Source organism: Kitasatospora sp. NPDC001664 (assembly GCF_053596675.1).
The window spans coordinates 1-26,558 of sequence record NZ_JBSFGS010000019.1 but is presented as its reverse complement, the minus strand read 5'-3'; the positions used below and the strand labels follow the sequence as shown (position 1 = coordinate 26,558).

Annotated in this window: 19 protein-coding genes; 9 read left to right on the top strand and 10 right to left on the bottom strand. The window is 74.6% G+C overall.

Annotated elements, in window-relative coordinates:
* Positions 1 to 33 precede the first annotated feature (33 nt).
* The 4 genes from ACWCYY_RS25420 to soxR all read right to left on the bottom strand — a co-directional run bounded on the left by ACWCYY_RS25420 (position 34) and on the right by soxR (position 4,401).
* A complete protein-coding gene (locus ACWCYY_RS25420; RefSeq protein ID WP_449797346.1) occupies positions 34 to 405 on the bottom strand; it encodes a hypothetical protein in 372 nt (123 codons plus the stop codon).
* A complete protein-coding gene (locus tag ACWCYY_RS25415; protein WP_449797345.1) occupies positions 402 to 2,747 on the bottom strand; it encodes a hypothetical protein in 2,346 nt (781 codons plus the stop codon). The genes ACWCYY_RS25420 and ACWCYY_RS25415 overlap by 4 nt, the downstream gene beginning before the upstream one ends.
* A gap of 234 nt (positions 2,748 to 2,981) precedes the next feature.
* The gene (locus ACWCYY_RS25410) at positions 2,982 to 3,836 is read right to left on the bottom strand and encodes an SAM-dependent methyltransferase (protein WP_345284231.1); all 855 of its coding nucleotides are present in this window, start codon (positions 3,834 to 3,836) and stop codon (positions 2,982 to 2,984) included.
* Between the two features lie 76 nt (positions 3,837 to 3,912).
* Positions 3,913 to 4,401: a redox-sensitive transcriptional activator SoxR gene (gene soxR / locus ACWCYY_RS25405; protein WP_345284229.1), complete on the bottom strand. Its 489-nt coding sequence runs from the start codon at positions 4,399 to 4,401 to the stop codon at positions 3,913 to 3,915.
* 81 nt (positions 4,402 to 4,482) lie between these two features.
* On the opposite strand from soxR, the gene ACWCYY_RS25400 reads away from it, so the two are divergent.
* Together ACWCYY_RS25400 and ACWCYY_RS25395 are read left to right on the top strand one after the other, a co-directional pair.
* Positions 4,483 to 5,187: a transketolase gene (locus tag ACWCYY_RS25400; RefSeq protein ID WP_449797344.1), complete on the top strand. Its 705-nt coding sequence runs from the start codon at positions 4,483 to 4,485 to the stop codon at positions 5,185 to 5,187.
* Positions 5,188 to 5,213: 26 nt separating this feature from the next.
* Positions 5,214 to 6,119, top strand: coding sequence for a transketolase family protein (locus ACWCYY_RS25395; RefSeq protein WP_449797343.1), 906 nt, complete (start codon positions 5,214 to 5,216; stop codon positions 6,117 to 6,119).
* A 40-nt stretch (positions 6,120 to 6,159) separates the two neighbouring features.
* Here ACWCYY_RS25395 and treZ read toward each other — a convergent pair whose 3' ends face one another.
* The 3 genes from treZ to ACWCYY_RS25380 all read right to left on the bottom strand — a co-directional run bounded on the left by treZ (position 6,160) and on the right by ACWCYY_RS25380 (position 11,219).
* Positions 6,160 to 7,884: a malto-oligosyltrehalose trehalohydrolase gene (gene treZ, locus ACWCYY_RS25390; protein WP_449797342.1), complete on the bottom strand. Its 1,725-nt coding sequence runs from the start codon at positions 7,882 to 7,884 to the stop codon at positions 6,160 to 6,162.
* A gap of 46 nt (positions 7,885 to 7,930) precedes the next feature.
* Positions 7,931 to 10,534, bottom strand: coding sequence for an alpha-amylase family glycosyl hydrolase (locus ACWCYY_RS25385; RefSeq protein ID WP_449797341.1), 2,604 nt, complete (start codon positions 10,532 to 10,534; stop codon positions 7,931 to 7,933).
* An 82-nt stretch (positions 10,535 to 10,616) separates the two neighbouring features.
* A complete protein-coding gene (locus ACWCYY_RS25380; protein ID WP_449797340.1) occupies positions 10,617 to 11,219 on the bottom strand; it encodes a TetR/AcrR family transcriptional regulator in 603 nt (200 codons plus the stop codon).
* Positions 11,220 to 11,360: 141 nt separating this feature from the next.
* Between ACWCYY_RS25380 and ACWCYY_RS25375 the strand changes: the two genes are divergently transcribed.
* Positions 11,361 to 12,188 (top strand): SDR family NAD(P)-dependent oxidoreductase, encoded by an 828-nt coding sequence (locus ACWCYY_RS25375; protein ID WP_449797339.1) that lies wholly within the window; start codon positions 11,361 to 11,363, stop codon positions 12,186 to 12,188.
* Between the two features lie 27 nt (positions 12,189 to 12,215).
* Here ACWCYY_RS25375 and glgX read toward each other — a convergent pair whose 3' ends face one another.
* Positions 12,216 to 14,333: a glycogen debranching protein GlgX gene (gene glgX, locus ACWCYY_RS25370; RefSeq protein WP_345284216.1), complete on the bottom strand. Its 2,118-nt coding sequence runs from the start codon at positions 14,331 to 14,333 to the stop codon at positions 12,216 to 12,218.
* Between the two features lie 360 nt (positions 14,334 to 14,693).
* On the opposite strand from glgX, the gene ACWCYY_RS25365 reads away from it, so the two are divergent.
* The 5 genes from ACWCYY_RS25365 (at position 14,694) to ACWCYY_RS25345 (ending at position 21,840) form a co-directional block, all read left to right on the top strand.
* Positions 14,694 to 15,911 carry an SAV2148 family HEPN domain-containing protein gene (locus ACWCYY_RS25365; RefSeq protein ID WP_345284214.1) on the top strand — a complete coding sequence of 406 codons (1,218 nt, stop codon included), beginning with the start codon at positions 14,694 to 14,696 and terminating at the stop codon, positions 15,909 to 15,911.
* Positions 15,912 to 16,016: 105 nt separating this feature from the next.
* The gene (locus ACWCYY_RS25360) at positions 16,017 to 16,718 is read left to right on the top strand and encodes an exonuclease domain-containing protein (RefSeq protein WP_449797338.1); all 702 of its coding nucleotides are present in this window, start codon (positions 16,017 to 16,019) and stop codon (positions 16,716 to 16,718) included.
* Between the two features lie 269 nt (positions 16,719 to 16,987).
* On the top strand, positions 16,988 to 19,417 hold the full coding sequence (locus ACWCYY_RS25355; protein ID WP_449797337.1) for a helix-turn-helix domain-containing protein: 2,430 nt from the start codon (positions 16,988 to 16,990) through the stop codon (positions 19,415 to 19,417).
* A gap of 124 nt (positions 19,418 to 19,541) precedes the next feature.
* Positions 19,542 to 20,651 carry an alpha/beta hydrolase gene (locus tag ACWCYY_RS25350; protein WP_449797336.1) on the top strand — a complete coding sequence of 370 codons (1,110 nt, stop codon included), beginning with the start codon at positions 19,542 to 19,544 and terminating at the stop codon, positions 20,649 to 20,651.
* A 58-nt stretch (positions 20,652 to 20,709) separates the two neighbouring features.
* Positions 20,710 to 21,840 carry a serine hydrolase domain-containing protein gene (locus ACWCYY_RS25345; protein ID WP_449797335.1) on the top strand — a complete coding sequence of 377 codons (1,131 nt, stop codon included), beginning with the start codon at positions 20,710 to 20,712 and terminating at the stop codon, positions 21,838 to 21,840.
* 26 nt (positions 21,841 to 21,866) lie between these two features.
* On the opposite strand, the gene ACWCYY_RS25340 is transcribed toward ACWCYY_RS25345, so the two are convergent.
* Together ACWCYY_RS25340 and ACWCYY_RS25335 are read right to left on the bottom strand one after the other, a co-directional pair.
* Positions 21,867 to 22,451, bottom strand: coding sequence for a polysaccharide deacetylase family protein (locus ACWCYY_RS25340; protein ID WP_345284207.1), 585 nt, complete (start codon positions 22,449 to 22,451; stop codon positions 21,867 to 21,869).
* A gap of 468 nt (positions 22,452 to 22,919) precedes the next feature.
* Entirely contained in the window at positions 22,920 to 23,804 is an 885-nt protein-coding gene (locus ACWCYY_RS25335; RefSeq protein WP_380148871.1) for a phosphotransferase enzyme family protein, read from the bottom strand.
* A gap of 447 nt (positions 23,805 to 24,251) precedes the next feature.
* Between ACWCYY_RS25335 and ACWCYY_RS25330 the strand changes: the two genes are divergently transcribed.
* Entirely contained in the window at positions 24,252 to 26,411 is a 2,160-nt protein-coding gene (locus ACWCYY_RS25330) for an MMPL family transporter (protein ID WP_380148869.1), read from the top strand.
* Positions 26,412 to 26,558 lie beyond the last annotated feature (147 nt).

Sequence of the window (26,558 nt, the reverse complement as noted above, 5' to 3'; positions counted from 1 at the left end):
CGGCCCTGGCTGCCTGGCTGCCTGCCGGTCCCGTCAGCCGAGTACGGCGGTGGTGAGTTCGGCGACCGCCGTGGCGAGGGGGGCGATCGGGACGGCGATGGCGGTGAGGCGGTCCAGGGCGCGGCGCAGGACGCCGGGCTGGGGGTCGTCCTCGGCGAGCTCCTCGCGCAGGCGGCGGAGTTCGACCTGCGGGGTCTCGGGGTCGGGGAGATCGCCGGCGTGGGCGGTGAGCAACTGCTCGATGACGGCGAGGAGTTCCTCGACCCGGCGGGACGGGGCGGCGGACTGGAAGGCGATCTGGTGGGCGATGGCCCGGGCGCCGAGGCCGACGGCCTGGTTGCCGACCTGGCTGTGGCCGCCGGACTGCTGGACGCCGTAGTTGGCGCCGGGGTCGGAGTGGGTCAACGCTGGCTCCTCGGTTGCTGGACGGACGGTGCGGCCGGTGCGGGGGAGGACTGGGCGAGGGCGCCGGGGCCGACGGCCTGGTTGCCGACCTGGCTGATCCCGCCCTGTTGGATGACCCCGAAGTTCACCAGGTTGTTCTGCTGCTGGGCGGTCAGCGGGCCGGTGTCCACGCCGTGCTCGTCCAGGAAGTCGCGGACGGCGGTGAGCGCGTGCTGGAACAGGGCCAGGGCGGTGTGGACGCAGTCGCTCTCCTGGTAGTGGTTCGGGAAGCCCGGGCCCGCGGCGGCCTCCCGGACGCTGAGGCGGGCGCCGTGGTCGAACGCCGGGTCGTGTTCGAGGGCGAGGAGCCCCCGTCGCAGCCGGTTGCGGTGGCGGCGGTCGTAGCCGGCCAGGTCGAGGTAGGCGGAGGGGGCCCGGCGCAGCAGGGTGGGGGCCTGGCCGAGGGCGGCGAGCCGGAGGGCGTCCAGCCGGGCGCCCGAGAGCTCGCGCGGGAGCAGGTCGACCTCGTGGTGGGCGGCCAGGACCGGCCGCAGGACGTGCAGCGCGGAGTCCAGGTGGAGGGTCCGCCCGCTGATGGAGACCCGGAGGAAGTGACTGGGCACCACGTCGTCGCCCCAGAGCGGCAGATGGGCGACCAGGTGGTGGCGGGCCCGGCCGTCGGGGTCGAGCGCGATCTCCCTGACCTGCTCCTCGGACAGTCGGGTGACCGGGTGGAGCAGGTCGGCCGGGAGCAGCCGGGGATCGTCGGCGGCCACCGTGCCGTGGACCGAGACGCGGTGCTCCAGCCGCAGGCCCGCCAGGTCGGCCTCGGCGCCGCCCGGGGGCTCGGCGGAGTGCCGGTCGGAGGTCTCCCGGAGCCGGTCGCGCACGGCCGTGATCAGCTCCCAGGCGTCGAACTCCCGTATCGCGGACGGCTGCCCGCCCGGCAGGCCGCCCGCGGGCAGCAGGGGGACGACGATCGGCGGGACGGTGGCGAGGGCCGGGCCGTAGCCGAGGAACGGCAGGTAGCTGCTGTGCACGGCGACGTTGCCCTGCTGGGCCCGGGCGATGGCCAGCAGGCGCTCACCGGTCCAGTCGGGGCCGAGCGGCTCGACCGGTGCGTCCGGCCGGAAGGCCTCGCGGTGGAGCTGGCCGCGCAGCCGGGCGTCCACGTCCCGGACGTGACGCAGGGTCAGCAGCTGGGCGGCGGCCAGTCCGCCGCCCATGGCCAGCAGCGCCGGGACGCCGGCCAGGTAGCCCCCGGTCAGCCAGGCCCAGAACCCGGGGGGTTCGTACGCCGCGAGCAGGGCCAGGGCGGCCGCCGGGACGGCCGCCGCCACCGGGACGGTGAGCAGCAGCAGGACCAGCGCGCGGGGGGTGACGCCCTCGCGGCGCCCGCGCTCGGACCCCTCCGAGCGGTCGTACCGGCCGTTCCGGGCGGCGGCGCCGAGCACGGCCAGGACCAGCCCGGTGAGCAGCAGCCAGAGCGGGCTGACCAGCAGCAGCGCCAGGAAGGCCAGGGCCAGCGCGCCGTCGCGGCGGCGGCGCAGGGCCTGGGCGGCCAGCGCGTGCCGGGCGACCGGCACCAGGTCCACCCCCGGTGAGGCGGCGACCGCGCCGAGCTCGTCCGCGACCAGCTCCTCGGTGACCAGGCGGGCGAAGGCGGGGTCGGTGTAGACGGCGGCGCTCAGGTACCGGGTGACGTCGCCGGGCTCACTGCCCAGCGGGACGCCGGTGGCGTGCGGCACGGACATCGCGGAGCTCCGTTCGGAGGGCGGGGTGGCCGGGCGGGTCCGGCGACCCGGGCCGAGACCCGGGCGGCGGGCCGTGGACGGGTGGCCGAGGGGGTCCGTACCGAGACCGGACAGGGCGAGGGCGAGGGCGCCCGCCAGCAGCAGGCCGAAGTCCGCGGAGACCGGGAAGAGCAGGTCGACCCCGGCGCTGGACAGCTCCGAGCCCCGGAGCACCAGGAACAGCGTGGCCCAGTGGGCCAGCGAGGCCAGCACGGTGGCGAGGGTGGCCGTGCCCACGCAGCCGGCCAGCAGCCGGCCGCGGCCCTGGCCGATCGGCACCAGCCGTGGTGTCCACCAGAGCAGCGCCAGCAGCAGGACGGCGGTGGAGGTGGTGCTGATGATCCGGCCGTCGGTCTCGCTCAGCCGGAAAACGGTGCCGACCAGGTCCTGGTCGGACAGCCAGGCCGGGAACCGGAGTTGGTAGAGCAGCCAGCGCAGCACGGGGTTGTCCGCGTCGGGCGCGGGGAGTGCGCGCTGGGTCCACGGGAGGCCGGTGAGCAGGAGCACCAGGACGAGCAGGTGCACCCTGCGCCGCACGGCGCGGTGGGTGGCGCGGTCCGCGCCGGTCATGTCTGCGCGGGCTGCGCGGGGAGCGGTGCGGGGGCGGTGGGTCGGGCATCGGCCTGCGGTCCGACGGCCCGGTCGGTGACCGCGCCGACGCCTCCCTGCCGGCTCACGCCGTGGTGGAGCGGGGCCCGCAGCGGGTTCCTGGTGGCGCCGTCCGGTTCCATCTGCCCCCCATGCGTCAGGTGGCAGCACTCTACGGTTCCGGACGGCGCCTGTCAGGACAACTGACCGGCCGGGTCAGGCCTTTCGGGCCACGCCCGCCCAGATCGCGGTCTCGGCGTCGGTGGGCTTGGCGGCCTCGTCCGGGCGCCAGGTGGGGGCGGTGACCAGGCCGGGCTCCAGCAGCTCCAGGCCGTCGAAGAAGCGCAGCACGTCGGCCCGGGGACGCATGGTGAGCTGGGCGGTGGCGGTCTTGTAGACGGCCGGGCCCTTGGAGGCCTGCTCGGGGGTGGAGAAGTCGCCGGTGCCGTGCGAGACCGCCAGGAAGCTGCCGGAGGGCAGGGCGTCGACCAGGGTGCGGACGATCTCCCACGGGTCGTCGGCGTCGTCGATGAAGTGCAGCACCGCGAAGAGCAGCAGGGCCACCGGCCGGTCGAAGTCGATCACCTTGCGGACCTCGGGGTCCTCCAGGATCGCCTCCGGGTCGCGCAGGTCGGCCTGGACCACGGTGGCGTTGCCCGCGCCGGCGGCGGAGAGCAGGGCGCGGCTGTGCACCAGCACGATCGGGTCGTTGTCCAGGTAGGCGACCTTGGCGTCGGGGTGCACCTGCTGCGCGATCTCGTGGGTGTTGCCCGAGGTGGGGATGCCGGTGCCGATGTCCAGGAACTGCGTGATGCCGTGCTCGGTGGCCAGCTCGCGCACCGCGCGCTGGAGGAAGGCGCGGTTGGCCTGGGCGCTGATCCGCACCAGCGGGCTGAGCCCGAGCACCTTCTCGGCGGCCTCCCGGTCGGCCGGGAAGTTGTCCTTGCCGCCCAGGTAGTAGTCGTACATCCGGGCCGGGTGCGGCACCTCGGGGCGCAGGTCGGTGGGCGGCCGCACCTCGTCCTGGTCGCCCGACATCCAGTCCAGCGAGACGTCCTGATGGTCGGTCATGTCTGTTCTCCCCCGTGGCTGTTCGAGACGGCCGGGTGCCGTGGTGCCGGGCTGTGCCAGAGGCAGCATAGATGGCTCAGGGCCGTTCGGGGGACGCCTCGGTGCCCTGGGCCGGATCGCTGGTGAGGAGGTAGCGGGCTCCGGGGCCGGCGGCGGCGGCGCGGTCGCCCGCGTTGTAGAGGGCGCAGCGGGACAGCGAGAGGCAGCCGCAGCCGATGCAGCCGGTGAGCTTCTGCTTGAGGCGCTCCAGCTCGGCGATCTGCTCGTCGATCCGGGACTGCCAGGACACGGCGACCCGGCTCCACTCCCCGGCGTTGGGGGCGCGCTCGGCCGGGAGCCGGTCGAGCGCGGTGCGGGCCTCGTCCAGCGAGAGCCCGACCCGCTGGGCGGCCCGGACGAAGGCGACCCGGCGCAGGGTGGCCCGGGCGTAGCGGCGCTGGCCGCCGGCGGTGCGTTCGGCGTGGATCAGGCCGAGCTTCTCGTAGTAGCGCAGCGCGGAGGTGGCCAGGCCGCTGCGGGCGGAGAGTTCGCCGATGGTGAGGAGGTCGTGCCGGGAGAGCGCCATGGGCGGAACACTAACGGTCCCCCGGAGGCCGGTCGGGGGCGGCTTGACTTGAAGTGCGCTTCACCTTGCACGCTTCTGTCCATGACCTCCGCAGCCACCGCACCGCAGAGTTACGGACACCACGACCTGGCCGACCTGATGGCCCTGATGACCGGCGCCGAGAAGCACGGCCCGGCCGCGACCTCCACCCTGGACGTCCTCTGGGTGCTCTACGACCGGGTGCTCAGGGTCTCCCCGCAGACCCTGGAGGACCCCGAGCGGGACCGCTTCCTGCTCTCCAAGGGCCACGGCCCGATGGCCTACTACGCCGTGCTCGCCGCCAAGGGCTTCCTGGACCCGGCGGTGCTGCCGAGCTTCGGCGCCTACGACTCCCCGCTCGGGCACCACCCGGACCGCCTGCTGGTGCCGGGTGCCGAGATCGGCTCCGGCTCGCTCGGCCACGGCCTGCCGCTGGCGGTGGGGACCGCGCTCGGCCTGCGGGCCCAGGGGCTGACCGGCCCGGCGGTCTGGGTGCTGCTCGGCGACGCCGAGTTCGACGAGGGCAGCAACCACGAGGCGGTCGCCTTCGCCGGAGCCACCGGACTGGACCGGCTGCACGCCGTGGTGATCGACAACTCCTCGGCCACGCACGGCTGGCGGGGCGGGATCGCCTCCCGCTTCGAGGCCGAGGGCTGGTCGGCGGTCACGGTGGACGGCCGGGACCACGAGGCGCTGCACCGGGCGTTCACCGCCCCGCACGACGGGCGGCCGCACGCGGTGATCGCCCGGGTCGAGCCCAAGAACTGACGAAGAGGAACAGGGGAGAGGGAACGATGGAGACCACCGAGACCATGCGAGACCGCTTCATCGGGATCACCGGTGAACTGCTGGAGCAGGACCCGAGGTTGGCCGTGGTGCTGGCCGACATCAGCGCCGCCAGCCTGGAGGCGGAGGCCGCCCGGCACCCGGACCGGGTGATCAACGTCGGCATCCGGGAGCAGCTGCTGATCGGCGTGACGGGCGGGCTGGCGCTGGCCGGGCTGCGTCCGATCGCCCACACCTTCGCCAGCTTCCTGGTGGAACGGCCCTTCGAGCAGGTCAAGTTGGACCTGGGCCACCAGGGCGTCGGCGCGGTGCTGGTCAGCGCGGCGGGCTCCTACGACTGGCCGGCCGGGGGTCGTACCCACATGGCGCCGGGGGACGTCGCCCTGCTGGACACCCTGCCGGGCTGGACGGTGCACGTGCCCGGCCATCCGGACGAGGCGGAGCGGCTGCTGCGGCACGCGGCGGCGGACGGCGACGAGAAGGTGTACGTCCGGCTGTCGGTGCACCAGAACGCGGAGGCCATGCCGGTCGCACCGGGGCGGTTCCTGACGGTGCGGCAGGGGCGGCGCGGGGTGGTGCTGGCGGTCGGGCCGATGCTGGACGCGGTGCTCGCGGCCACCGAGGGGCTGGACGTGACGGTGCTCTACGCGGCGACGGTGCGGCCCTTCGACGGGGCGGCGCTGCGGGCGGCGGTCGGGGACGGGCCGGCGGACGTGGTGCTGGTCGAGCCCTACCTGGCGGGCACCTCGGTCGGGGAGGCCAACGACGCGCTGGCGGAACTGCCGCACCGGGTGCTGGGGCTGGGCGTGCCGAAGGAGGAGCACCGGCACTACGGGACGATCCCGGAGCACCTGGCCGCGTACGGACTGGACGCGGCGGGGCTGCGGGCGGGGATCGCGGCGTTCCTGCGGTGAGGGTCCGCTGCGCGGGGCTTGAGTCGTTCCTGCGGTGAGGTCAGTCGATCTCCAGGAGGGCGGTCGAGTCCGGGCCCAACAGGAGGCCGTCCGGGGTCTGTTCGGCCTTGCCGAAGGTGGCCAGGGGGGTGCCCGGGGGGACGGGGAGGAGGCGGTCCTCGGGGGCGAGGTTGACCGCGAGGCGGTGGGGGCCGCGGTGGACGACCAGCCAGCGGCCGAGCTCGTCGACGTCGACCCGGACGGCCGAGAGGTCGGGGTCGATGAGGGCGGGGTGGGCGCGCCGCAGACGGATCAAGGTGCGGTACCAGTCGAGGAGTTCGGCGTGGTGGCGGGCGCCGGGCTCGGTCCAGTCGAGGGTGGAGACCAGGACGGTGGCGGGGGCCTGCGGGTCGGGGACGTCCTCGGCGGCCCAGCCGTGGGAGGTGAACTCGCGGCGCCGGCCCTGCCGGACGGCCTCGGCCAGCTCCGGGTCCGGGTGACTGGTGAAGTACTGCCAGGGGGTGGCGGCGCCCCACTCCTCGCCCATGAAGAGCATCGGGGTGAACGGCGAGGTGAGCACCAGCGCCGCCCCCGCTGCCAGCCGGCCGGGGGAGAGGGTGGCGGAGAGCCGGTCGCCCAGCGCGCGGTTGCCGATCTGGTCGTGGGTCTGGGTGTAGCCGAGCAGCCGGTGGCCGAAGGCGGCGGGGAACGGGCGGCCGTGGCTGCGCCCCCGGAACGAGGACCAACTCCCGTCGTGGAAGAAGCCCTTGGTGAGGGTCTTGGCCACGGCGGTGAGCGGTGCGGCGGCGAAGTCGCCGTAGTACGCCTGGGACTCACCGGTGAGGGCGGCGTGCAGCGCGTGGTGGAAGTCGTCGCTCCACTGGGCGGTCAGGCCGAGGCCGCCGGACTGCCGGGGGTTGGTGGTGCGCGGGTCGTTGAGGTCGGACTCGGCGACCAGGAACAGCGGCCGCCCGGTGGCTGCCCCCAACTTCTCGACCTCGACGGCGAGTTCCTCCAGGAAGGGGTAGGCCCGGTCGTCGGCCAGGGCGTGCACCGCGTCGAGGCGCAGCCCGTCGATCCGGTAGTCCCGCAGCCAGGCCAGCGCGCTGCCGATCAGGTAGGAACGGACCTCGTCGGAGCCGGGGGCGTCCAGGTTCACCGCCGCGCCCCAGGGGGTGTGGTGGCGGTCGGTGAAGTACGGGCCGAAGGCCGGGAGGTAGTTGCCGGAGGGCCCGAGGTGGTTGTGCACCACGTCGAGGACCACCCCGATGCCCTTGCGGTGCGCCTCGTCGACGAAGCGCTTGAGCCCTTCCGGTCCGCCGTAGGGCTCGTGCACCGCCCAGAGCGAGACCCCGTCGTAGCCCCAGCCGTGCCGCCCGGGGAAGGGGCAGACGGGGAGCAACTCCACGAAGTCCACGCCCAGTTCGACCAGGTGGTCGAGGCGCTCGGCGGCCGAGGCGAAGGTGCCGCCGGGCGTGAAGGTGCCCACGTGCAGCTCGTACACCACGGCCCCGGGCAGCGCCCGGCCCTGCCAGGGGGTGTCGGACCAGTGGAAGGCGGCGTGGTCAACGGGGCGGCTGAGGCCGTCCGGCCCGTACGGCTGGCGGGGCGAGCGCGGGTCGGGCAGCGGGCGGCCGCCGTCGAGGCGGAAGCCGTAGTCGCCCTCCGGCGCCTCGGCCCGCCACCAGCCGGCCCGGCCGGGCCAGGGCGCCATGGGGTGGGCGTCGCCGTCCACCTCGACCTCCACCCGGGACGCCACCGGCGCCCAGACCTGGTACTGCGTCACAGGGCGCTCCTCGTGCTGCGGTCGTGGGTCCGGCCCGGGCCGGCGGTCAAGTCTGGACCAGGAGGGCGACGGGCAGGGTGGCGAACAGCTCGGCCACCGGTACTTGTCCGCCTCCGAACCGACGTTGCGTCAGCTCCTCGTGCCAGGTGCCCGGCGGCAGCTCCAGCGTGGTGGTGCGCCAGCCGCCGGAGCGCTCCAGCCCGTACGGCAGCCTGGTCACGGCGGTGACGGTGCGCCCGCCCCGGGCGAAGGCGAGCAGGTGGCCGGCGGCCGGGCCGACGGCGGCCAGCGGGCGGTAGGGGCCCGGCTCCCCGGCCCGGCGCAGGTGGAGGGCGGTGGTGGTGAGGTGGAGCTTCTCCCGGGCCGGGTCGCCGTGCCGGGGAGCGGCGGAGTCGGTGAGGCGGACGGCCAGGGCGTCCAGGTCGACGGGGGCGCGGTTGTCCGGGTCGACCAGGGTGTGCAGCGGCTCCTCGCTGCCCTGGTAGAGGTCGGGCACGCCGGGGCCGGTGAGGTGGAGGAGGGCGGCGGCGAGCGAGTTGCTGCGCGCGTAGGGGGCGATCGAGTCGACGAAGCCCTCGATCCGGGGGCGGAGGGAGGCGTTGGCCAGGGCGCCCCGGGCGTGGTCGAGCACGGCCCGCTCGTACCGCTCGTCGGGGTCGGTCCAGGAGGTGGCGAGCTTGGCCTCGCGGACGGACTTGAGCAGGGTGGAGCCGAGCCGCTCGGGGGTGATCGGCCAGGCGGCCACCAGGGTCTGCCAGAGCAGCCAGGCGGTGGGCCGGTCCGGGCAGGGCCCGGCGGCGGTGGTCCAGGCCGCGCACTCGGCGGCCCAGCGCCCGGGCAGCTCGGCGAGCACGGCCAGGCGGGCCCGGGCGTCGGCGCTGCGCTTGGTGTCGTGGGTGGAGAGGGCGGTCATGGAGTGCGGCCGGTGCGCGTCCAGGTAGCCGTACCAGGCGTGGAACTCGGCCGGGCTCAGGCCGGGGCGGGCGGGGCTGCCGCCGACCTCGTTCAGGCCGATCAGCGCGTTGAACCGGTAGAAGGCGGTGTCCTCCACGCCCTTGGCGGCCACGGCGGCGGCGGTCTGGCCGAGGCGCGCGCAGAACTCGTCCTTGGCCGGGCCGCGCCCGTGCTCGCCGAGGGCCAGCGCCCGGACCAGCCCGGCGGCGCCGCTCAGCCGGGCCGGCACTCCGGCCAGTGCCGCGCTCACGCCCTCGACGGCCTCGGGCGGAGCCGGCTCGCCGGGCACCACGTAGGGACGGTAGACCGGATAGGCCGTCAGCAGCTCGGCCAGCACCTCCCGGACCGCCCAGGCCGGGTGGTCGGCCAGGCCGGTGTCGGCGGCGCAGATCCGGCCGACCAGGCGGACCAGGCGGCCCAGCTCGGCCGACAACTCGCCGTCGGGGGTGAGGAGTTCGGCCCGGCCGTGGCGGATCTCGGCGAGCATGCCGGCTGTCCCGGCCGTCCCTGCTGCCCCGGCCGGGGGGCCGGCGGCGGGCTCGCCGGTCCCGGCGCCCGGCGGCCGCGCGCCGTCGGGGCCCGGGGCTGCTCCGGCGCCGGGACCGCCCGGGTCGGTGGGCGCGGAGCGCGCCGGGGCGTCGTGCCAGGAGCCCGCGCTGGGACGGGTGGGCTCGAAGTGGGCCGGGTCGTGGGAGGGCGGGGCGGGCTCGGCCACCGCGCAGTCGGCGCGGTAGGCGGTGGCCAGCCGCTCGGCGCCGAGGTGGTCGGTGAGGACGCCGTCGATCCGGCGCAGCGCGTCGTAGCCGGTGGTGCCGGCGCAGGGCCAGTCGGCGGGCAGGCGCTCCTCGCCGGTGAGGATCTTCTCGACCACGGTGTAGGCGCCGCCGGTGGCCGCCGCCAGGCGGCGCAGGTAGCCGCGCGGGTCGGCCAGGCCGTCGGGGTGGTCGATCCGGAAGCCGTCCAGGACGCCGTCGGCGTGCAGCCGCAGCAGGGTGCGGTGGGTGGCCTCGAAGACCTCGGGGACCTCGACCCGGACCGCGATCAGCTGGTTGACGGTGAAGAACCGGCGGTAGTTCAGCTCGCTGTCCGCCACCCGCCACCAGGCCGGCCGGTACCACTGGTGCCGGACCAGCTCCGCGAGCGGGAGGTGCCCGGTGCCGGGCCGGATCGGCAGGGCGTGCTCGTGGTAGCGCAGGACCTCCCCGTCGACCGTCAGCTGGTCGAGCACCTCGCCGAGCCGCCCGCCGAGCAGCGGCAGCAGGACGCGCCCGCGCTCCGGTGCGTCGGCCGGGCCGTCCTGGGCGGACCAGTCGATGTCGAACCAGGCCGCGTACGGGGAGTCCGGGCCGTCCCGGAGCACCTGCCAGAGCGGCTGGTTGAGCTGCTCTGGGACGGGCAGCGCCATGTGGTTGGGCACCACGTCGGCGATCAGCCGCAGGTCGTGGCGGTGCGCCTCGGCCGCCAGCGCGCGCAGCGCGGCCTCGCCGCCGAGCTGCTCGCTGATCCGGGTGTGGTCGACGGTGTCGTAGCCGTGGGTGGAGCCGGGGGCGGCCTCCAGCAGCGGGGACAGGTGCAGGTGCGAGACGCCCAGGGCGGCCAGGTAGGGCACCGCCCGGCGGGCGTCGTGCAGGGTGAAGGCGGGCTGGAGCTGGAGGCGGTAGCTGGCGGTGGGCGGGCGCGACTGCGCTGACGTCATGGGGTGATGGGTACCCGCCCACCGGGCCCGTTATGGCGGTGTTGGTGCGAACGGCGTAGCCGTGTCAGGTCGTGACGCGCCGTCAGCCGCGCCGCCGGCCGGCCGCCGGGCGGGGCCCGACGCCGTGCAGCAGGGTCTCGACGATCCGGGCGGCGAGGGTGTCCGGGTCCGGGTCGCCGGGGAGCGGGCCGCCGTGCAGGGCCTCGCCGATCAGGGCGTAGAGGACCCGGCGCGCCCACTCGGGGTCGGCATCGGCGGCGATCACGCCGTCGTCCCGCATCCGGGAGAGCAGGGCGGTGCAGCGCCGGGCGATCTCCTCGTGCCGCCGGGCGGCCTGCTCGCTCAGGGTGGCGGCCGGGCCGAGCGCGAAGCCCCAGGCCCCCTTGACCCGCAGGACGTTGGCGGTGGCGCGGTGCAGGGCGACCAGCGGAGGGGCGGTCTCGGGGTTGCTGTCCTCGATGGCCCGCGCCAGCTTCTCGGCGGCGTCGGTGGCCAGTGCCTCCAGCAGGGCCTGACGGCTGGCGAAGCGGCGGTGGACGGTGATCCGGGTGACCCCGGCGGCCTCCGCGATCTGCTCCATCGAGGCGGCCGGATGCTCCGTCAGCACCCGCTCCGCCGCCTCCAGGATCGCGCGGACGCTGCGTTCGGCGTCGGCGCGCAGCGGGCGTCCCGCGGTCGTGCTCATCCCTGCCTCCAGACCGGTTCGTCGTCCCCGGAGACGTTACCGGGTGATTACTGATACTCCACTGTTGCAGTTTTCTGGAGATCAGATACTGTTGTGTATCAGATGACGGAGCGTCAGCTCCCCGATCGAAGGAGTCCACCCATGCGCACCACCGCACTCATCACCGGCGCGTCCTCCGGCATCGGCGCGGAGTTCGCCGAGCAGCTCGCCGCCCGGGGCCACGACCTCGTCCTGCTCGCCCGCTCCGCCGACCGGCTCACCGAGCTCGCCCGCCGGCTCGGCGAGGCCCACGGGGTGAGCGCCCACGTGCTGGTCCAGGACCTCGCCGAGCCGGACGCCGCCCGCCGGGTCGGCGCCGAACTGGCCGAGCGGGGGCTGGAGGTGGACCTGCTGGTCAACAACGCCGGCTTCGGCACCTGCGGCCGCTTCGAGGAGAACGACCCGCGCCGCGACCACGAGCAGCTGATGGTCAACGTGGTGGCGCTGGTCGGCCTCACCCACGAGCTGCTGCCCGGCATGCTGGCGCGCGGCCGCGGCTCGGTGGTGAACGTGGCCTCCACCGCCGCCTTCCAGCCGACCCCGTACTTCGCCGTCTACGGCGCCTCCAAGACCTTCGTGCTGGACTTCGGCCTCGCCCTGCACCAGGAGTACCGCCGACGCGGCATCAAGGTGCTGACGCTCTGCCCGGGGCCGGTGGAGACCGGCTTCTTCGAGGTGATCGGCACCCGGAAGGCGGCCGTGACGGGATCCTTCGCCCTGCCGGCGACGGTGGTGCGGGCGGCGCTGCGCGCGCTGGACCGCGACCGGGCCTACGTCACCCCCGGGCTGTCCAACCTCGTCGGTGCCCATCTGACGCCACGTCGGCCGCGCACCCTGGTGGCGGCGGTGGCCGAGCGGATGTCGCGCGGGGCCCGGGACGCCGAGAAGACGGCGCCGCCCGCCCCGCGGGTGGCGGAGCGGGCGGCCTGAGCCGGGCGTGCGTCAGCCGGGCGTGCGTCAGGCGGGCCGCTGGAGCACCATCAGCGAACGGTCCGTCAGCCAGAGGGTGTCCCCGGCCTTGACCCGGGTGCCGGTGCCGCGGGCCGGGAGGGTGGGCAGGGTGGTGTCCACCACCACCTGCCACTCCTCGCCGTGGTCGGCCGGGACGGTGAACTCCAGCGGCTCGGAGTGGGCGTTGAAGAGCAGCAGGAAGGAGTCGTCGACGATCTTGCCGCCGCGCCGGTCCGGCTCCGAGATGGCGTGCCCGTTGAGGAAGACCGAGAGCGACTTGGCGTAGCAGGTCGACCAGTCCTCCTGGGTCATCTCGTCCCCGGCGGGGGTGAACCAGGCGATGTCGGTGAGGTCGTCGTGGGTGCCGGAGACCGGGCGGCCGTGGAAGAAGCGGCGGCGGCGGAAGACCGGGTGGTCGCGCCGGAGCCAGATCATCCCCTGGGTGAACTCCAGCAGCGAGGCCTCCGGGCCCGGGGCCTTCGGCCAGTGCACCCAGGAGAGCTCGTTGTCCTGGCAGTAGGCGTTGTTGTTGCCCAGCTGGGTGCGGCCGAACTCGTCGCCGTGGGAGAGCATCGGCACGCCCTGGGAGAGGAAGAGCGTGGCGATGAAGTTCCGCTGCTGGCGTGCCCGCAGCGCCTCCACTTCCTGGTCCTCGCTGGGGCCCTCGGCGCCGCAGTTCCACGAGCGGTTGAACGATTCGCCGTCGCGGTTGTCCTCGCCGTTGGCCTGGTTGTGCTTCTCGTTGTAGGAGACCAGGTCCCGCAGGGTGAAGCCGTCGTGGCAGGTGACGAAGTTGATCGAGGCGATCGGGCGGCGGCCGTCGTTCTGGTACAGGTCGGAGGAGCCGGTGAGCCGGGAGCCGAACTCGGCCAGCGTCGCGTTCTCCCCGCGCCAGAGGTCGCGGACGGTGTCGCGGTACATCCCGTTCCACTCCGTCCAGAGCGGCGGGAAGTTGCCGACCTGGTAGCCGCCCTCGCCCAGGTCCCAGGGCTCGGCGATCAGCTTGGCCTGGGAGACCACCGGGTCCTGCTGGCAGAGGTCGAAGAAGGAGGACAGCCGGTCCACCTCGTGGAACTGCCGGGCCAGGGTGGCCGCCAGGTCGAAGCGGAAGCCGTCCACGTGCATCTCGGTGACCCAGTACCGCAGCGAGTCCATGATCAGCTGGAGCACGTGCGGGCTGCGCATCAGCAGGCTGTTCCCGGTGCCGGTGGTGTCCTCGTAGAACCGCTGGTCCTTGGCCAGGCGGTAGTACGAGGCGTTGTCCAGGCCGCGGAAGGAGAGCGTCGGGCCGAGGTGGTTCCCCTCCGCGGTGTGGTTGTAGACCACGTCGAGGATCACCTCGATGCCGGCCGCGTGCAGCGCCTTGACCATCGACTTGAACTCCTGCACCTGCTGCCCGCGGTCGCCGCCGGAGGAGTAGGAGGAGTGCGGGGCGAAGTAGCCGATGGTGTTGTAGCCCCAGTAGTTGGACAGCCCGAGGTCGCGCAGCCGGTGGTCGCGGACGAACTGGTGCACCGGCATCAGCTCGATCGCCGTCACCCCGAGCTTGGCCAGGTGCTCGATCACCGCCGGGTGGCCGATGCCCGCGTACGTGCCCCGGATCTCGTCCGGGATGCCGGGGTGCAGCCTGGTCAGGCCCTTGACGTGCGCCTCGTAGAGCACGGTGCGGTGGTAGTCGGTGCGCGGCGGGCGGTCGTTCCCCCAGTCGAAGTAGGGGTTGATCACCACGGAGTGCATGGTGTGGGGGGCGGAGTCCAGGTCGTTCCGCCGCTCGGGGGCGCCGAAGTGGTAGCCGTAGACCGACTCGTCCCAGTCGATGTGGCCGCTCATCGCCTTGGCGTACGGGTCCAGCAGCAGCTTGGAGCTGTTGTGCCGCTGGCCGAGCCCGGGGTTGTGCGGGCCGTGCACCCGGAAGCCGTAGCGCTGGCCGGGCTGGATCCCGGGCAGGTAGGCGTGCCGGACGAAGGCGTCCGTCTCGCGCAGCTCCACCGACTGCTCGGAGCCGTCCTCGCCGAGCAGACAGAGCTCGATCCGGTCGGCGCTCTCGGAGAACACCGCGAAGTTGGTGCCGGCTCCGTCATAGGTGGCGCCGAGCGGGTACGGCTGCCCAGGCCAGATCTGCATCCTGCCTCAACTTCCCTGGCACATAGCGGAATTGACGCTTCAATCGAGATGCCCGGCATCCTGCCGGGGCATGCCCGTGCGGCTCGTGCCGTGACGTACGGCACAGCTCGATGTTCCCCGGCCACCGCTCCTCGGACGAGCGAATGGCCGTCGGTTCGCCCGAACGAGTGTCCGTCCCCGGGGCATTCCCGCGCACTTGACGGAGTGCGGGGCACTCGCCGGAGCGAGGGTTGTGCGCGCAAGGGGCTGCGCCCCTCCAGCTGCGGGCAGTACTCTTGATCGTCCGTCAGATCGCGTCAGGTCGCGGCCGGACCGATCGCGGTGGGGCCCGGCAGCGGGCCGAGAGGTGTGAGGTAGCGCATGGTGGTCCCCGCCGACGGCGGCTCCGGGCGGAGCGAGGCGCCGACGGCGGTGCTGCGCGGCGGCCCCCCGAGGCGCCCCACCGTCCCGGCCCAGGGCGGTCCGGCGGAGAGCGTCCCGCTGGCGTGGACGGCGGGCCAGTGGGGGCAGGCCGACCAGCGGGTCCGGCTGGCGGGCCGCGCGTACGTCTGGCTCAACCTGGTCGAGCAGCGCCTGCGCTCCCTGGTGGACGAGGTGCTCCGCCCGGTCTACGCGCCCGCCCACGGCGAGGACTGGGTGACGGCCGCGGCCGGCCCGGCCGGCGAGGAGTGGGTGCACCGGGCCGGCGCGGTCCGCGAGGTCAGCCGCCGCAAGGGCTACCTGCTCGACCCGGCCGACGACGACCCGCTGGTCTTCCTCACCCTCCCGCAGCTGCGCGAGCTGATGGTGCAGCACTGGCCCTGCTTCGAACCGCACCTGATCGACCGCCGGGAGATCGAGCTCGCCCTGGACGAGCTGGAGGTCGCCCGGCACGTGGTCTCCCGCAACCGCAGCCTCTCCACCACCGTGCTGGCCCAGACCGAGCGGGCCGCCGCCCGGCTGCTCGGCCTGCTGGACGGCGGGGGCGGCGGCGGGGTGCCCGGCGACGTGGTCGAGGACCTGGTCGGCGGCCGCTTCGCCGACGTGGTCTCGGTGCACGCCGACCGGGTCCGGCTCCAGCGCGACCTGCCGGTGGAGGACCTGCTCGACGGCGCCCGCCGGCTGGACGCCCTCGGCATCGGCCTCGGCATGCTCTGCCAGAACTACACCGGCAAGCGCCTGGTCCGCCTCGCCTCCGACGGCTGCCGGGTGCGGCTGCTCTTCCTCAACCCGGCCGGCAGCGCCGTCCGCCGCCGCGAGCGCGAACTGGGCCTCGGGCGCGGCGAACTGGCCCGCTCGATCGAGATGAACATCATGCACGTCCGCCGGGTCCGGGCCCACCTGCGCGACCAGGCCTCCTTCGAGATCCGGGTCTTCGACGAGACGCCGCGCTTCACCGCCTACCTGGTGGACGGCCCGCGCACCCCCGGGCGGCGCCGCTCCGGCGACATCGGCGTGGTGCAGCCGTACCTGCGGCGCACCCGGGGCATCGAGTCGCCCGCGCTGGTGCTGCGCGGCGGCGGGGCCGAGCCGGGGCTGCTGGAGGTCTACCGCGAGGAGTTCGAGGACAGCTGGGGAGACTCCCGGGCGGTCTCGTGAAGGCTGCCGCGCGGGTGGTGGTGACGGGACCCGGCGGGACCGGCTGTCACTGGGGCACGCGATGATGGGGTCCACAGCGACCGCACCGACGGAAGGACATCTCGGATGAGCTGGTGGAAGGAGCCCCTGGTCGGCTTCGATCTGGAGACCACGGGCACCGACCCGGCGACCTCCCGGATCGTCACCGCCGCGCTGGTCGACACCTTCGGCGGCCGCCCGGAGCGCGTGCTCAACTGGTTGCTCGACCCGGGCGTCCCCGTCCCGGCCGAGGCCACCGCGATCCACGGCATCACCGACGAGCAGGCCCGGCGGGACGGCCGCCCGGCCGCGCTCGCGGTCGAGGAGATAGCCCACGCCCTCTGCGAGCGGCTGGCCGCCGGCCGCCCGGTGGTGGCCTTCAACGCCCCGTTCGACCTGTCCCTGCTGGACGCCGAACTCGCCCGCCACGGCCGCCCCTCGCTGGCCGCCCGGCTCGGCGGCGAGGTCGTCCCGGTGATCGACGCGCTGGTCGTCGACCGCGCGGTGGACCGCTACCGCCGCGGCTCGCGCACCCTGCAGAACGTCTGCGAGGTCTACGGCGTCGAGCTCACCGACGCCCACGAGGCCGGCAGCGACGCCCTCGCCGCGGTCCGCGTCGCCGTCGCCCTCGGCGAGCGCTACCCGGCCGAGGTCGGCGCCCTGACGCCGGCCCAGCTGCACGCCCGTCAGATCGCCTGGCACCGCACCTGGGCGGCCGACCTCCAGGCCTGGCTGCGCCGCGAGAAGGACCCGGCGGCGGAGATAGACCCGGCCTGGCCCCTGCGCTGACGGCCGAGCCCCGCGGCCGCGCCCCGCGGCCGCGCCCCGCGGGCGCGCGTCGGAAGGCGGCCCGCGGGCAGCTGAACCACCGTCAGCCGGATGCGGGTGCCGCGGTTCCGCTGCGCGCCCGCGCCGCGGAGCCGCAGATCGGCAGGGCCCCGGGTCCTCGGCGTGACCTTTGTCATGTTCGCCGTACGGGTCACCGAACCGGCCGTCCGTGTCCGGTCGCCGACTGTAGGCTCGCCGCCGTTCGTACCCGTCGGTAGGGGAGGTGCTCGGTGGCGGACAAGCTCGGCGGCCTGCTGCGCGGGTTCCGGGACGAGGCGGGCCTGACGCAGGAACAGGTCGCCGAACGGTCCGGGGTCAGCGTGCGCACCATCCGCCGCCTGGAGGGCGGGAGTTCCACCAACCACCGGATGGGCACGGTCCAGCTGCTCGCCGACGCGCTCGGCCTCGGCGAGCAGGACCGGGCCCGGCTGGCCGCGACCCTGGCCGGATCGCCCGGCGACCCGGTCGGCCCCGCCTCGCCGGCGACGACCACCGCCCCGGGCGAACCGCCGGCCTCCGTACCCACCGCCCCGGACGACCTGACCGCGGCCGCGCTCGAACTGGCCACCGAGGTCCGGCGCCGCTGGCGGCGTGAGGAGGCCCAGCGCCGGGTCCACGACCCGTTCCCGCTGCCGGTCCGCTGGCAGGCGGCACCGTCCGGGCTGACGGACCGTCCGGAGAACATCCAGCGGCTCGGGCCGGGCGGCCGGTCGCAGGAGGTCGACCTCGGCGGCGACCTGCGCGCGGTGGCCGAGGTCTACCGCCGGATCCCGTCCGGCCGGCTGGTGATCCTCGGCCGGGCCGGCTCGGGCAAGTCCGTGCTGGCCATCCGGTTCACCCTCGACCTGCTCGCGGCCCCGGCGGCCGGCGGCCGGGTGCCCGTCATCCTCGGCGTGGGCTCGTGGGACCCGTCCACCACCGCCCTGCGGGACTGGCTGGTCGCCCGGCTGCTGCGCGACCACCCGCACCTGGCCCGCCGCAGCGCCCGGGGCGCCACCCTGGCGGCGGCGCTGGTCGACGCCGACCTGGTGCTCCCCGTGCTGGACGGCTTCGACGAGATGGCCCCCGGCCTGCGCCGCGAGGCCCTCGAAGCGCTCAACGCGACCTCCTCCCCCCTGGTGCTCACCAGTCGGCGGGCGGAGTACGCCGACGCCGTCGGCGCGGCCCACGCACCGCTGGTCTGGGCCGGGGCCGTCGAGCTCACCGACCTGACCCTCGACGACCTCGCCGACTACCTCCCCCGGACCACCCGTGCCCACCTGGCCACCGCGGATACGGCCGCGCCCGCCGAGGGCCGTCCCGCCGAGGCGCACGCCGGTGCCTGGGACACGGTGCTCGCGCGACTGCGCCGTGCCCGGGACGCGCACGACCCCCGGGGTGCGGACCTGGCGGCGGTGCTGACCACCCCGCTGATGGTCATCCTGGCCCGGACGCTCTACAGCGACACACCCGGCCGCGACCCCGCCGAGCTCCTCGACCCCACCCGGTTCCCCACCGCCCGCAGCCTGGAGGAGCACCTGCTGGCCGGCTTCGTGCCCGCCGTCTACCGCCGCCGCGCCCCGGAGCGGGACGCCGGCGGCCGGCGGCCCGGGGCGCCGTTCGCCGACCCGGCCCGGGCCGAGCGCTGGCTCGGCCACCTCGCCCGGCACCTGAACCGGCTGGACCACGAGCAACGCGACCTGGCCTGGTGGCAGCTCAGCGACTCGCTCTCCCGCCGCTCCCGGAGCCTGGCCGTCGTGCTGGCCACCGGACTCAGCGTGGCGATCGCGGACTGGCTGCTCTGCCTCCTCCTCAGCCCGCTCCCCGGGTTCCGACTCCTGCTCCAGGGAACGCTGCTGGGCCTGGCGGCCGGGCTCGCCTTCGGCTCCGTCTACGCGCTGGCGGACCGCTCGCGGAGCGGCGCGCCGCTCGAACCGGCGGGCGTCCGGCTGACCCTGCGGCACGGACCCGGAGGGCTCGGCCGCCGACCGCTGCGCACCTTCGCGATCCGCGCCGGTCAGGGGCTGTTCGGCGGAGCCGTGATGGGCACCGGCTGCGCCCTCGCCCTCACCACCGAACGCGCGGTGGCCTCGGGGACCCGGCTCGCCGACCGGTGGGTCGTCGAGGGCACCCTGATCGACGTCCTGGTCTTCGCCCTCACCTTCGGCCTGGCCGCCGCCCTGGTCTTCGGGCTGGTGGCCGCACTGGAGGCACCGGTCGACGTGACCGCCGCCGCCACCCCGGCCGTGCTGCTCGCCTCCAACCGCAGCACCGTGGGCCGGCAGTTCCTGGTGCTGGCCCCGGCCCTCACCCTGGCCATCGCGCTCACCGGCCGCCTCCTGGTGCAGCTGCTCCGGGGCTCGCTGGACCGGCGGTTGGAATGGGAGTTCTGGGACGGCCTGCTGATCGGGGCGGTCGGCGGCCTGGGCGGCGCCACCGCGTACCTGCTGGCCTTCACCGCCTGGGGCCAGTGGCTCCTGCTGGCCCGGATCTGGCTCCCGCTGACCGGCCGGCTGCCGTGGGACCCGGCGGCCTTCCTCGACGACGCGTACCAGCGCGGGGTGCTGCGGCAGACCGGAGCGGTGCACCAGTTCCGGCACCTCCGGCTGCAGCACCACCTCGGCGGCCGCTGCGGCCGGACGCCTCCGGGCCTCGGCCCGGGGCCGGCCGCCGGAGCCTGACGACCGGTCAGCGATGGCCGGTGGCATGGCCTGTCCACCGGACGCGGGCCGCCGCCAGGATCGGGACGACCGGCCCGCCGCGTGCCACCCCGCCGCGCGGGCCCTCCCGACGAAGGGTTCCCCGATGACCTCCGCGATGCCCACCCGCCTCGCCGCCGGCGCGGCGGTGCTGCTCGCCGTCCTGACCGGTGCCGTCCCGGCCGGTGCCGCCGTCCCCGCGACCGCCGCCCCCGCGACCGCCGCCGTCTCCGCCGCCGTCCCGGTCTTCGCCGACGGCCAGGGCCTGACCGTGCTGGCCGGCGCCACCGAGGCGCACGGCCCCGGCGACTTCACCATCACCGTGACGACCCCTCAGGTCGCCGGGAAGCACCGGATCCGGATCCTGCTCCCGGCGGGCTACGACGCCGACCCGGGCCGCCGGTGGCCGGTCGCCTACTTCCTGCACGGCGGTGGCGGCGGGGTGGACGACGTGGCCGCCGCGCCCGCGCTGCACTCGGACTCGATGATCACCGTGGTGCCGGACGGCGGGCTCAAGGGGTGGTACGCCGACTGGCTGATGCAGAACACGGCGGAGGGGGCGGCGAACTGGGAGACCTTCCACCTCACCCAGGTCGTCCCGTTCGTCGACGCCAACCTGCGCACCGTCGCGGACCGGGCGCACCGGGCGGTGACCGGGCTGTCGATGGGCGGCTTCGGCGCGCTGCACTACGCCGAGAGCCGGCCCGACCTGTTCGGCCACGTCGCGGCGCTGTCCGGCGGCATCGACTTCGGCATCTGGCAGGTGCGGGCGGCGGTGCTGGCCACCGAGCTGAACGTGACCGGCGCCTGGTGCGCGGTCAGCAGCTCCTCGGGCTCCGGCTCGGGCGACTGCACCGGCTACGGCCCCTACGTCGACAGCGACGCGATCTTCGGCTCGCCGTACCCGGTGTTCAACGCGGACCGGATCTGGAAGGCGGTGGACCCGGCCGCGCCGAAGAACCTGGCCCGGCTCTCCGCCACCGGCATCACCCTCTACACCGGCAACAACGACGTGATCGACGCCAACACCGCCGTCGCCTCCAGGAACGTCAAGAACCGGCTGGACGCGCTGGGCATCCCCAGCCGCCTGGTCGACTACGGCAACGGCTCGGCGCTCGCCCCGACCTGCAACGGCGGCCACAACTACGGCTGCTGGGCCCCGGCCTTCGCCGACTACGTGCCGCGCCTGGCCGCCGCCTTCGCGGCAGCGGGCTGACCGGCCGTCACCTGCGCCTCCCCGTACCGACCCGAGCGATCTCCAGAGGAGCACAGCCATGAAGCACACCCGGCAGCGGTTCGCGGCCGTCATCGGAGCGGTGGCGGCGGCAGCCGCGCTGCTGACCGCGGGCACCGCCCAGGCCGCCCCGGCGGGCGACCACTCCGCCACCCTCGCGGCGCTGAAGACCTTCCAGGCCGCCGCCGGCCCGGGCGCCGGGATCTTCGCCGGCGACGCCACCGGCTCCTGGCAGCTGTCGGTCGGCACCAGCACCATCAACACCAGCAAGCCGGTGCTGGCCGACCAGTACTTCCGGATCGGCAGCCAGAGCAAGTCCTTCACGGCGGCGACCGTGCTCGCCCTGGCCGACGAGGGCAAGGTCGCGCTGGACGCGAGCGTGGCGACCTACCTGCCGGGCGTGGTGAACGGCAACGGCCACGACGGCACCGTCATCACGGTGCGTCAGCTGCTCCAGCACACCAGCGGAATCCCCTCCTACGACCCGCTGGGCAGCCTCGCCCTGGCCGAACCGGACGGGTCCTTCAAGGCGGCCACCCTGGTGCGCGAGGGACTGAAGCGGCCCCCGGCCGGAGCCCCGGGCACCGTGTTCAGCTACTCCAACACCAACTACCTGATCCTCGGCATGATCGTGGAGAAGGTGACCGGCCTGCCCGTCCACGAGGCCGTCACCCGCCGGGTGATCCAGCCCCTCGGCCTGACCCGCACGCTCTTCCCCGCCCCCGGCGACCGGGCCCTGCCCGCGCCGGGCATCCCCGGCTACCACGGTGCCCGGCTCGGCCCCTTCTTCTTCTGGAGCCCGGCCCTCGACTACGACCCCTCGCTGTTCGGCCCGGCCGGGGCGGTCATCTCCACCGAGCAGGACCTCGCGACCTTCTACCGGGCCCTGCTGAACGGGCAGGTGCTCTCCCCGGCGATGACCGCCGAGCTGCTCGCCACCACCCCGGTCACCAGTGACGCGTACGGCCTCGGCGTGTTCAGGATGGCCCTGTCCTGCGGCGGCGAGGCGTGGGGCCACAACGGCGGCGTCCCCGGCTACTTCAGCCAGACGGTGGCCACCAAGGACGGCCGGTACGCCTCCGCGATGACCAACGTGCACTTCACCAACAACACGCCCGTGCAGCAGATCTTCACCCTGCTGGACACCGCGCTCTGCGAGAACCACCGCTAGCGGTGCGCGCCGCCGGCTACGGGCCCTCATACGGAGGGGAATGCGGGCCCGTAGCCGTTGGCCGCCAGCCAGGGGAGGAGGCGGGCGAGGGCGGAGACCGTCTGGGAGCGGTCGCCCCCGCCGTCGTGGAGGAGGACGACGCCGCCGGGGCGGAGGTCGTGCTGGACGCGGGAGAGGATGGTGTCGGCGCCCGGGCGGCTCCAGTCGCGCGGGTCGACGGACCAGCCGAGGGGACGCAGGCCGTTCCGGGCGGCGACCGACCGGTTCTCGTCGGTGAAGGCGCCGCCGGGCGCGCGGAACCAGGGGACCTGGGTGCCGGGCCCGCCGGCCTGGACGATCATCGCCTTGGCGTCGACGATCTCCTCCACCATCCGCTGCCGGGGCAGCGCCGCGAACGGCTGGGGGTGGTCGACGCTGTGGTCGCAGAGCCGGTGCCCCTCCGCGCGGATGCGCCGGATCAGCTCCGGGTGCGCGGCGGCGTTCCTGCCCGTGACGCAGAAGGTGGCCCGGACGCCGTACCGGGAGAGCAGGTCCAGGACCTGGCCGGTCGCCGCCCCCGGGCCGTCGTCGAAGGTCAGCGCGACGCCGTGGCCGGTCCCGGTGGAGGTCACCAGCTCGGTCGAAGTCCCTTGCGGGGGAGGGGGCTTCGGGGTGCTCGGCCTCGGGGTGCTCGGCTTCGGCGGCGGTGGCTCGGACGGCGACGGGGAGGCCGGCTTCGAGGGGGAGGGCGGTCGGGGGCTCGACGGCTTCGGGGTCGGCGAGGGCGTGGGTGAGGGTGCCGGTGTCGGAGAATCCGTGCGGCCGGCCGTCGGTGACGGAGCGTCGGAGGAGGCCGGGGCGGAGGGGGACGCCGACACCGTGGCGGCCGGCCGTTCCGTGGCCACGGGGGCGACGGAGCAGCCGGCCAGCACGGCGACCAGCAGGACGAGGGATGACCGGTGGCGGGGCGTCCACATGGCGGGTGGCTCCTGGGGTCGCGGACCGGCGGGGAGACACCAGGAAGGACGAGGCGAACACCTGCCCGGGTTCCGCGCGGCGCACCGCACCGGCGCGAACCGGCCAAGGTCGGAGGGCCGGCCTCAGAACGGGTGCCAGCGCACCTCGGTGGCCCCCTCCCGGAGCGAGGCCACCCGGCGGGTGAACTCCGCGAGCGCCGACGGGTTCCCGGCCGCCTGCTGCGCCACCCAGGAGGCGCTGGCGGTCTCCCGGGCGCCGCGCAGCACGGCGAAGCCGGGCCAGTCCCGGACGTCCAGGCCGTAGGCCTCGGTGAAGGCGAGGTACTCCTCCTCCGGGACGCCGTAGCGGTCGTGGCTGAGGGCCAGCACCACCAGGTCGTGTTCGCGCAGGTCCGAGGAGGCCGTCTCCAGGTCGAGCAGGACGGGCCCGTCCGCGCCGACGTGGACGTTGCGGGGGAGGGCGTCGCCGTGGATCACGCCCGGGGGCAGCGCGGGGACCAGCTCGGCGAGGGCGGCCTGGTGGTCGGCCCGGCGGGCCCGCAGGAAGGCGACGTCCTCGGGGGCGACCGCGGTGGCGGCGGTGGCCAGCCAGCGGTCCACCGGGGCGAGCAGGTCCCGGGCCGGGAGGTCGAACGGTGCGGCGGGAAGGGCGTGCAGCGCCCGCAACAGCGGGGCCAGGTCGGCCGGGCGGGCCGGGCGGACGGCCGGGGCGAGCCGGTGCCAGAAGGTGACGGGGTGTCCGTCGACCTCGAAGGCGGTGGACGCCCAGGGGCGGACGACGGGGAGGCCCTGGCCGTCGAGCCAGTCCGCGACGGCCAGTTCGCGCCGGGCCCGGCCGGCCACCTCCGTCCCCCGGCCCACCTTGGCGACCACGGCGGGGGAGCGCAGGTCGAAGACGGCGTTCTCCGCGAGCGCGAGCAGCTCGGCGTCCCGCGGTTCGGGCAGCCCGGCGGCGGCGCAGGCACGGGTGAGCAGGGCAGCGGCACGGGAGGCGTCGAAGACGGTCATCCGAGCATCATCGCCCAGCGCACCCGCCGGCCCCGCCTTCCGCGCTGCCGGGTCGGGGGACGCGGGGCGGACCGGGGGACGGGAGGTGCGGGGCTCGAAGCGGCAGGTCGGGGCGGAGGGAACCGGGCGGCGCGGCGGGATCTGACGGGTCGTCGGGTCGGTGAGGGTCGGTCTCAGGGTGGAACTCCACCCTGAGGGGGAGGCGTATCCGACCGGAGCAGGAGGTGGCGGCCACCGCGTGCAGGTCAGGATGGGTCAGGGCCGTGCCACGGCCTTCGGGGGGTGCACCGACCGGGGCCCGCTCGTCCGGCCGGACGGGGGGTCTCGTAGGATGCTCACACTCACTTACCTGCCGACCGGCTAACAAGACGTCAGCCGGTCTCTGCCGTCGCCCGTGTCCCGTCCCCCAAGGGCAGCGGTGAACCATGCCCAGGAGGCACAGCGAGCATGTTCCACCGGATCGGACAATTCGTCGTCAAGCGCGCGTGGTGGGTGATCGTCGCCTGGGTGGTCGCCGCCATCGGGATCATCGCCACCGCGCCGCCGCTCACCGCGCAGACGGACCAGAGCAGCTTCCTGCCCCGCCACTACGAGTCCATCCGGGCTTCGGTGGTGCAGCAGGAGGCGTTCCCCGCCAGCTTCACGCCCTCCGCCTTCGTGCTCTTCGAGCGCACGGACGGCGCCCCGCTCGCCGAGGCGGACAAGGCGGCGATGGCCAAGGTGGTCAAGGGCCTCGAGGACAAGAAGGTCAAGTTCGTCGAGCACGTGCTGCCGGTGACCGACCTGACCACCTCGAAGGACGGCAAGTACGCCCTCTCCGCCATCGGCATGGAGAAGGACAAGGCCTACACGCCCGAGGCCGCCGACAGCGCGAAGGAGCTGCGCGAGACCGCCAAGCAGCTCGGCGAGGGCAGCTCCCTCAAGGTGCAGCTGGGCGGCCAGGTCGCCCAGAACCTGGACCAGAAGGACTCCTCCGAGCTCGCCAACGCGCTGATCGGCCTCGGCACGATCGTGATCATCCTGCTCACGCTCGGCATCATCTTCCGCAGCCCGATCATCGCCTTCCTGCCGGTGCTCTCGGTCTTCGTCTACTCGATGGTCGCCAACGGCCTGATCGGGTACGCGGTGAAGGCCTTCGGCCTCAAGGCCGACAGCTCGGTCTCGGCGATCCTGATCATCGTGCTGTTCGGCGTCGGCACCGACTACTTCCTCTTCCTGATGTTCCGTTACCGCGAGCGCCTGCGGGCCGGTGACGACCGGAAGGAGGCCGTGGTCAACGCGGTCGGCCGGGTCGGCGAGGCGATCACCTCCGCCGCCGGTGCCGTGATCGTGGCCTTCAGCGTGCTGGTGCTCTCCAGCCTCGGCATGTTCAAGGCCATGGGCCCCTCGCTGGCCATCGCGGTCGGCGTGACCGCCGTCGCCTCCGTCACCCTGGTGCCGGCGATCCTGTCGCTGATCCCGCAGAAGGTCCTGTTCTGGCCGTCCAAGGCCTGGCAGCGCGAGCCCGAGGGTGCCAAGTTCGCCGCGCTGGGCCGCCTGGTGCAGCGCCGCCCACTGGTCACCGCGATCGCCTCCGGCGCCCTGCTGCTCGCCTTCTCGGCGGCGGCCCTCGGCTACAAGGGCACCTTCGACCTGGCGGCCGGCTCGATGCCGAAGACCAAGGAGTCGATGGTCGTCCAGGACACCATGATGAAGGCGTTCTCGGCCGGCGCCGCCGACCCGAGCCACGTCTACGTCAAGGCCAAGGAGGGCTCCAAGCTCGACGAGGCCGCCTTCCCGGCGTACGTCGCCGAGCTGGGCAAGGTCCCCGGCGTGGCCACGGTCGTGCCGAAGCCCGAGGTCAGCAAGGACGGCACGGTCGCCGACTTCACCGTCATGCTCAAGGACGCCCCGGCCACCAACGAGGCCATCGCGACCGTGACCGACCTGCGTGACGTCGCCCACGCCAAGACCCCGACCGGCACCGACGCCCTGGTCGGCGGCGTGACCTCGATCTACAAGGACATCAACTCCGCGATGGCCCGCGACTACTCGCTGGTCTTCCCGGTCGCGGCCGTCCTGATCATGCTGATCCTCGGCCTGCTGCTGCGCAGCGTGGTGGCCCCCTGGTACCTGATGGCGGCCGTCGGCCTCGGCTTCACCGCCACCGTCGGCGCCACCAGCCTGATGTTCCAGCACGTCCAGGGCGAGACGGGCGTGATGTTCATGCTCCCGATGCTCATCTACCTGTTCGTGGTGGCCATCGGCACCGACTACAACATCCTGATGATCGCCCGTCTGCGGGAGGAGGCGGCCGAGGGCCACGACCCGCGCAGCGCGGCCTCGTTGGCGATCCGTCACGGCGGCCCGACCATCGCGGCGGCCGGCTTCATCCTGGCGGCCACCTTCGGCACCATGCTGCTGGCGGGGAACATCTTCTTCAGCGAGATCGGCTTCTCGGTGGCCTTCGGCATCATCGTCTCGGCCTTCGTGATGTCGCTGTTCTTCACCCCGGCGCTGACCGCGCTGCTCGGCAAGTGGGCCTGGTGGCCGGGGCACGCCCAGCTGCCCGGCCACGGCGCCGAGCCGGCGGACCTGCGGAACCCGGAGCCGGCCGGCCGCCACTGAGGCGCCGCAGGCCGTAGCGCCCGCACCGGCCCGGGGCGGTGGACCGTTCGAACCTCAGGACCTGGTGGTCCCGGTCCCCGGCGGCCAGCTCTTCAGCACCCGGGCCGGGACGGGCCCGGACCTGGTGCTGCTCAACGCCGGCTCGGT

Coding starts and splice junctions, on each gene's coding strand:
- ACWCYY_RS25365 (WP_345284214.1), top strand. CDS start 14,694: ATGGTGGTCCCCGCCGACGGCGGCTCCGGGCGGAGCGAGGCGCCGACG.
- ACWCYY_RS25335 (WP_380148871.1), bottom strand. CDS start 23,804: ATGACCGTCTTCGACGCCTCCCGTGCCGCTGCCCTGCTCACCCGTGCC.
- ACWCYY_RS25400 (WP_449797344.1), top strand. CDS start 4,483: ATGACCTCCGCAGCCACCGCACCGCAGAGTTACGGACACCACGACCTG.
- soxR (WP_345284229.1), bottom strand. CDS start 4,401: ATGGCGCTCTCCCGGCACGACCTCCTCACCATCGGCGAACTCTCCGCC.
- ACWCYY_RS25345 (WP_449797335.1), top strand. CDS start 20,710: ATGAAGCACACCCGGCAGCGGTTCGCGGCCGTCATCGGAGCGGTGGCG.
- ACWCYY_RS25360 (WP_449797338.1), top strand. CDS start 16,017: ATGAGCTGGTGGAAGGAGCCCCTGGTCGGCTTCGATCTGGAGACCACG.
- ACWCYY_RS25380 (WP_449797340.1), bottom strand. CDS start 11,219: ATGAGCACGACCGCGGGACGCCCGCTGCGCGCCGACGCCGAACGCAGC.
- ACWCYY_RS25410 (WP_345284231.1), bottom strand. CDS start 3,836: ATGACCGACCATCAGGACGTCTCGCTGGACTGGATGTCGGGCGACCAG.
- ACWCYY_RS25395 (WP_449797343.1), top strand. CDS start 5,214: ATGGAGACCACCGAGACCATGCGAGACCGCTTCATCGGGATCACCGGT.
- ACWCYY_RS25350 (WP_449797336.1), top strand. CDS start 19,542: ATGACCTCCGCGATGCCCACCCGCCTCGCCGCCGGCGCGGCGGTGCTG.
- ACWCYY_RS25375 (WP_449797339.1), top strand. CDS start 11,361: ATGCGCACCACCGCACTCATCACCGGCGCGTCCTCCGGCATCGGCGCG.
- ACWCYY_RS25330 (WP_380148869.1), top strand. CDS start 24,252: ATGTTCCACCGGATCGGACAATTCGTCGTCAAGCGCGCGTGGTGGGTG.
- ACWCYY_RS25415 (WP_449797345.1), bottom strand. CDS start 2,747: ATGACCGGCGCGGACCGCGCCACCCACCGCGCCGTGCGGCGCAGGGTG.
- glgX (WP_345284216.1), bottom strand. CDS start 14,333: ATGCAGATCTGGCCTGGGCAGCCGTACCCGCTCGGCGCCACCTATGAC.
- ACWCYY_RS25385 (WP_449797341.1), bottom strand. CDS start 10,534: ATGACGTCAGCGCAGTCGCGCCCGCCCACCGCCAGCTACCGCCTCCAG.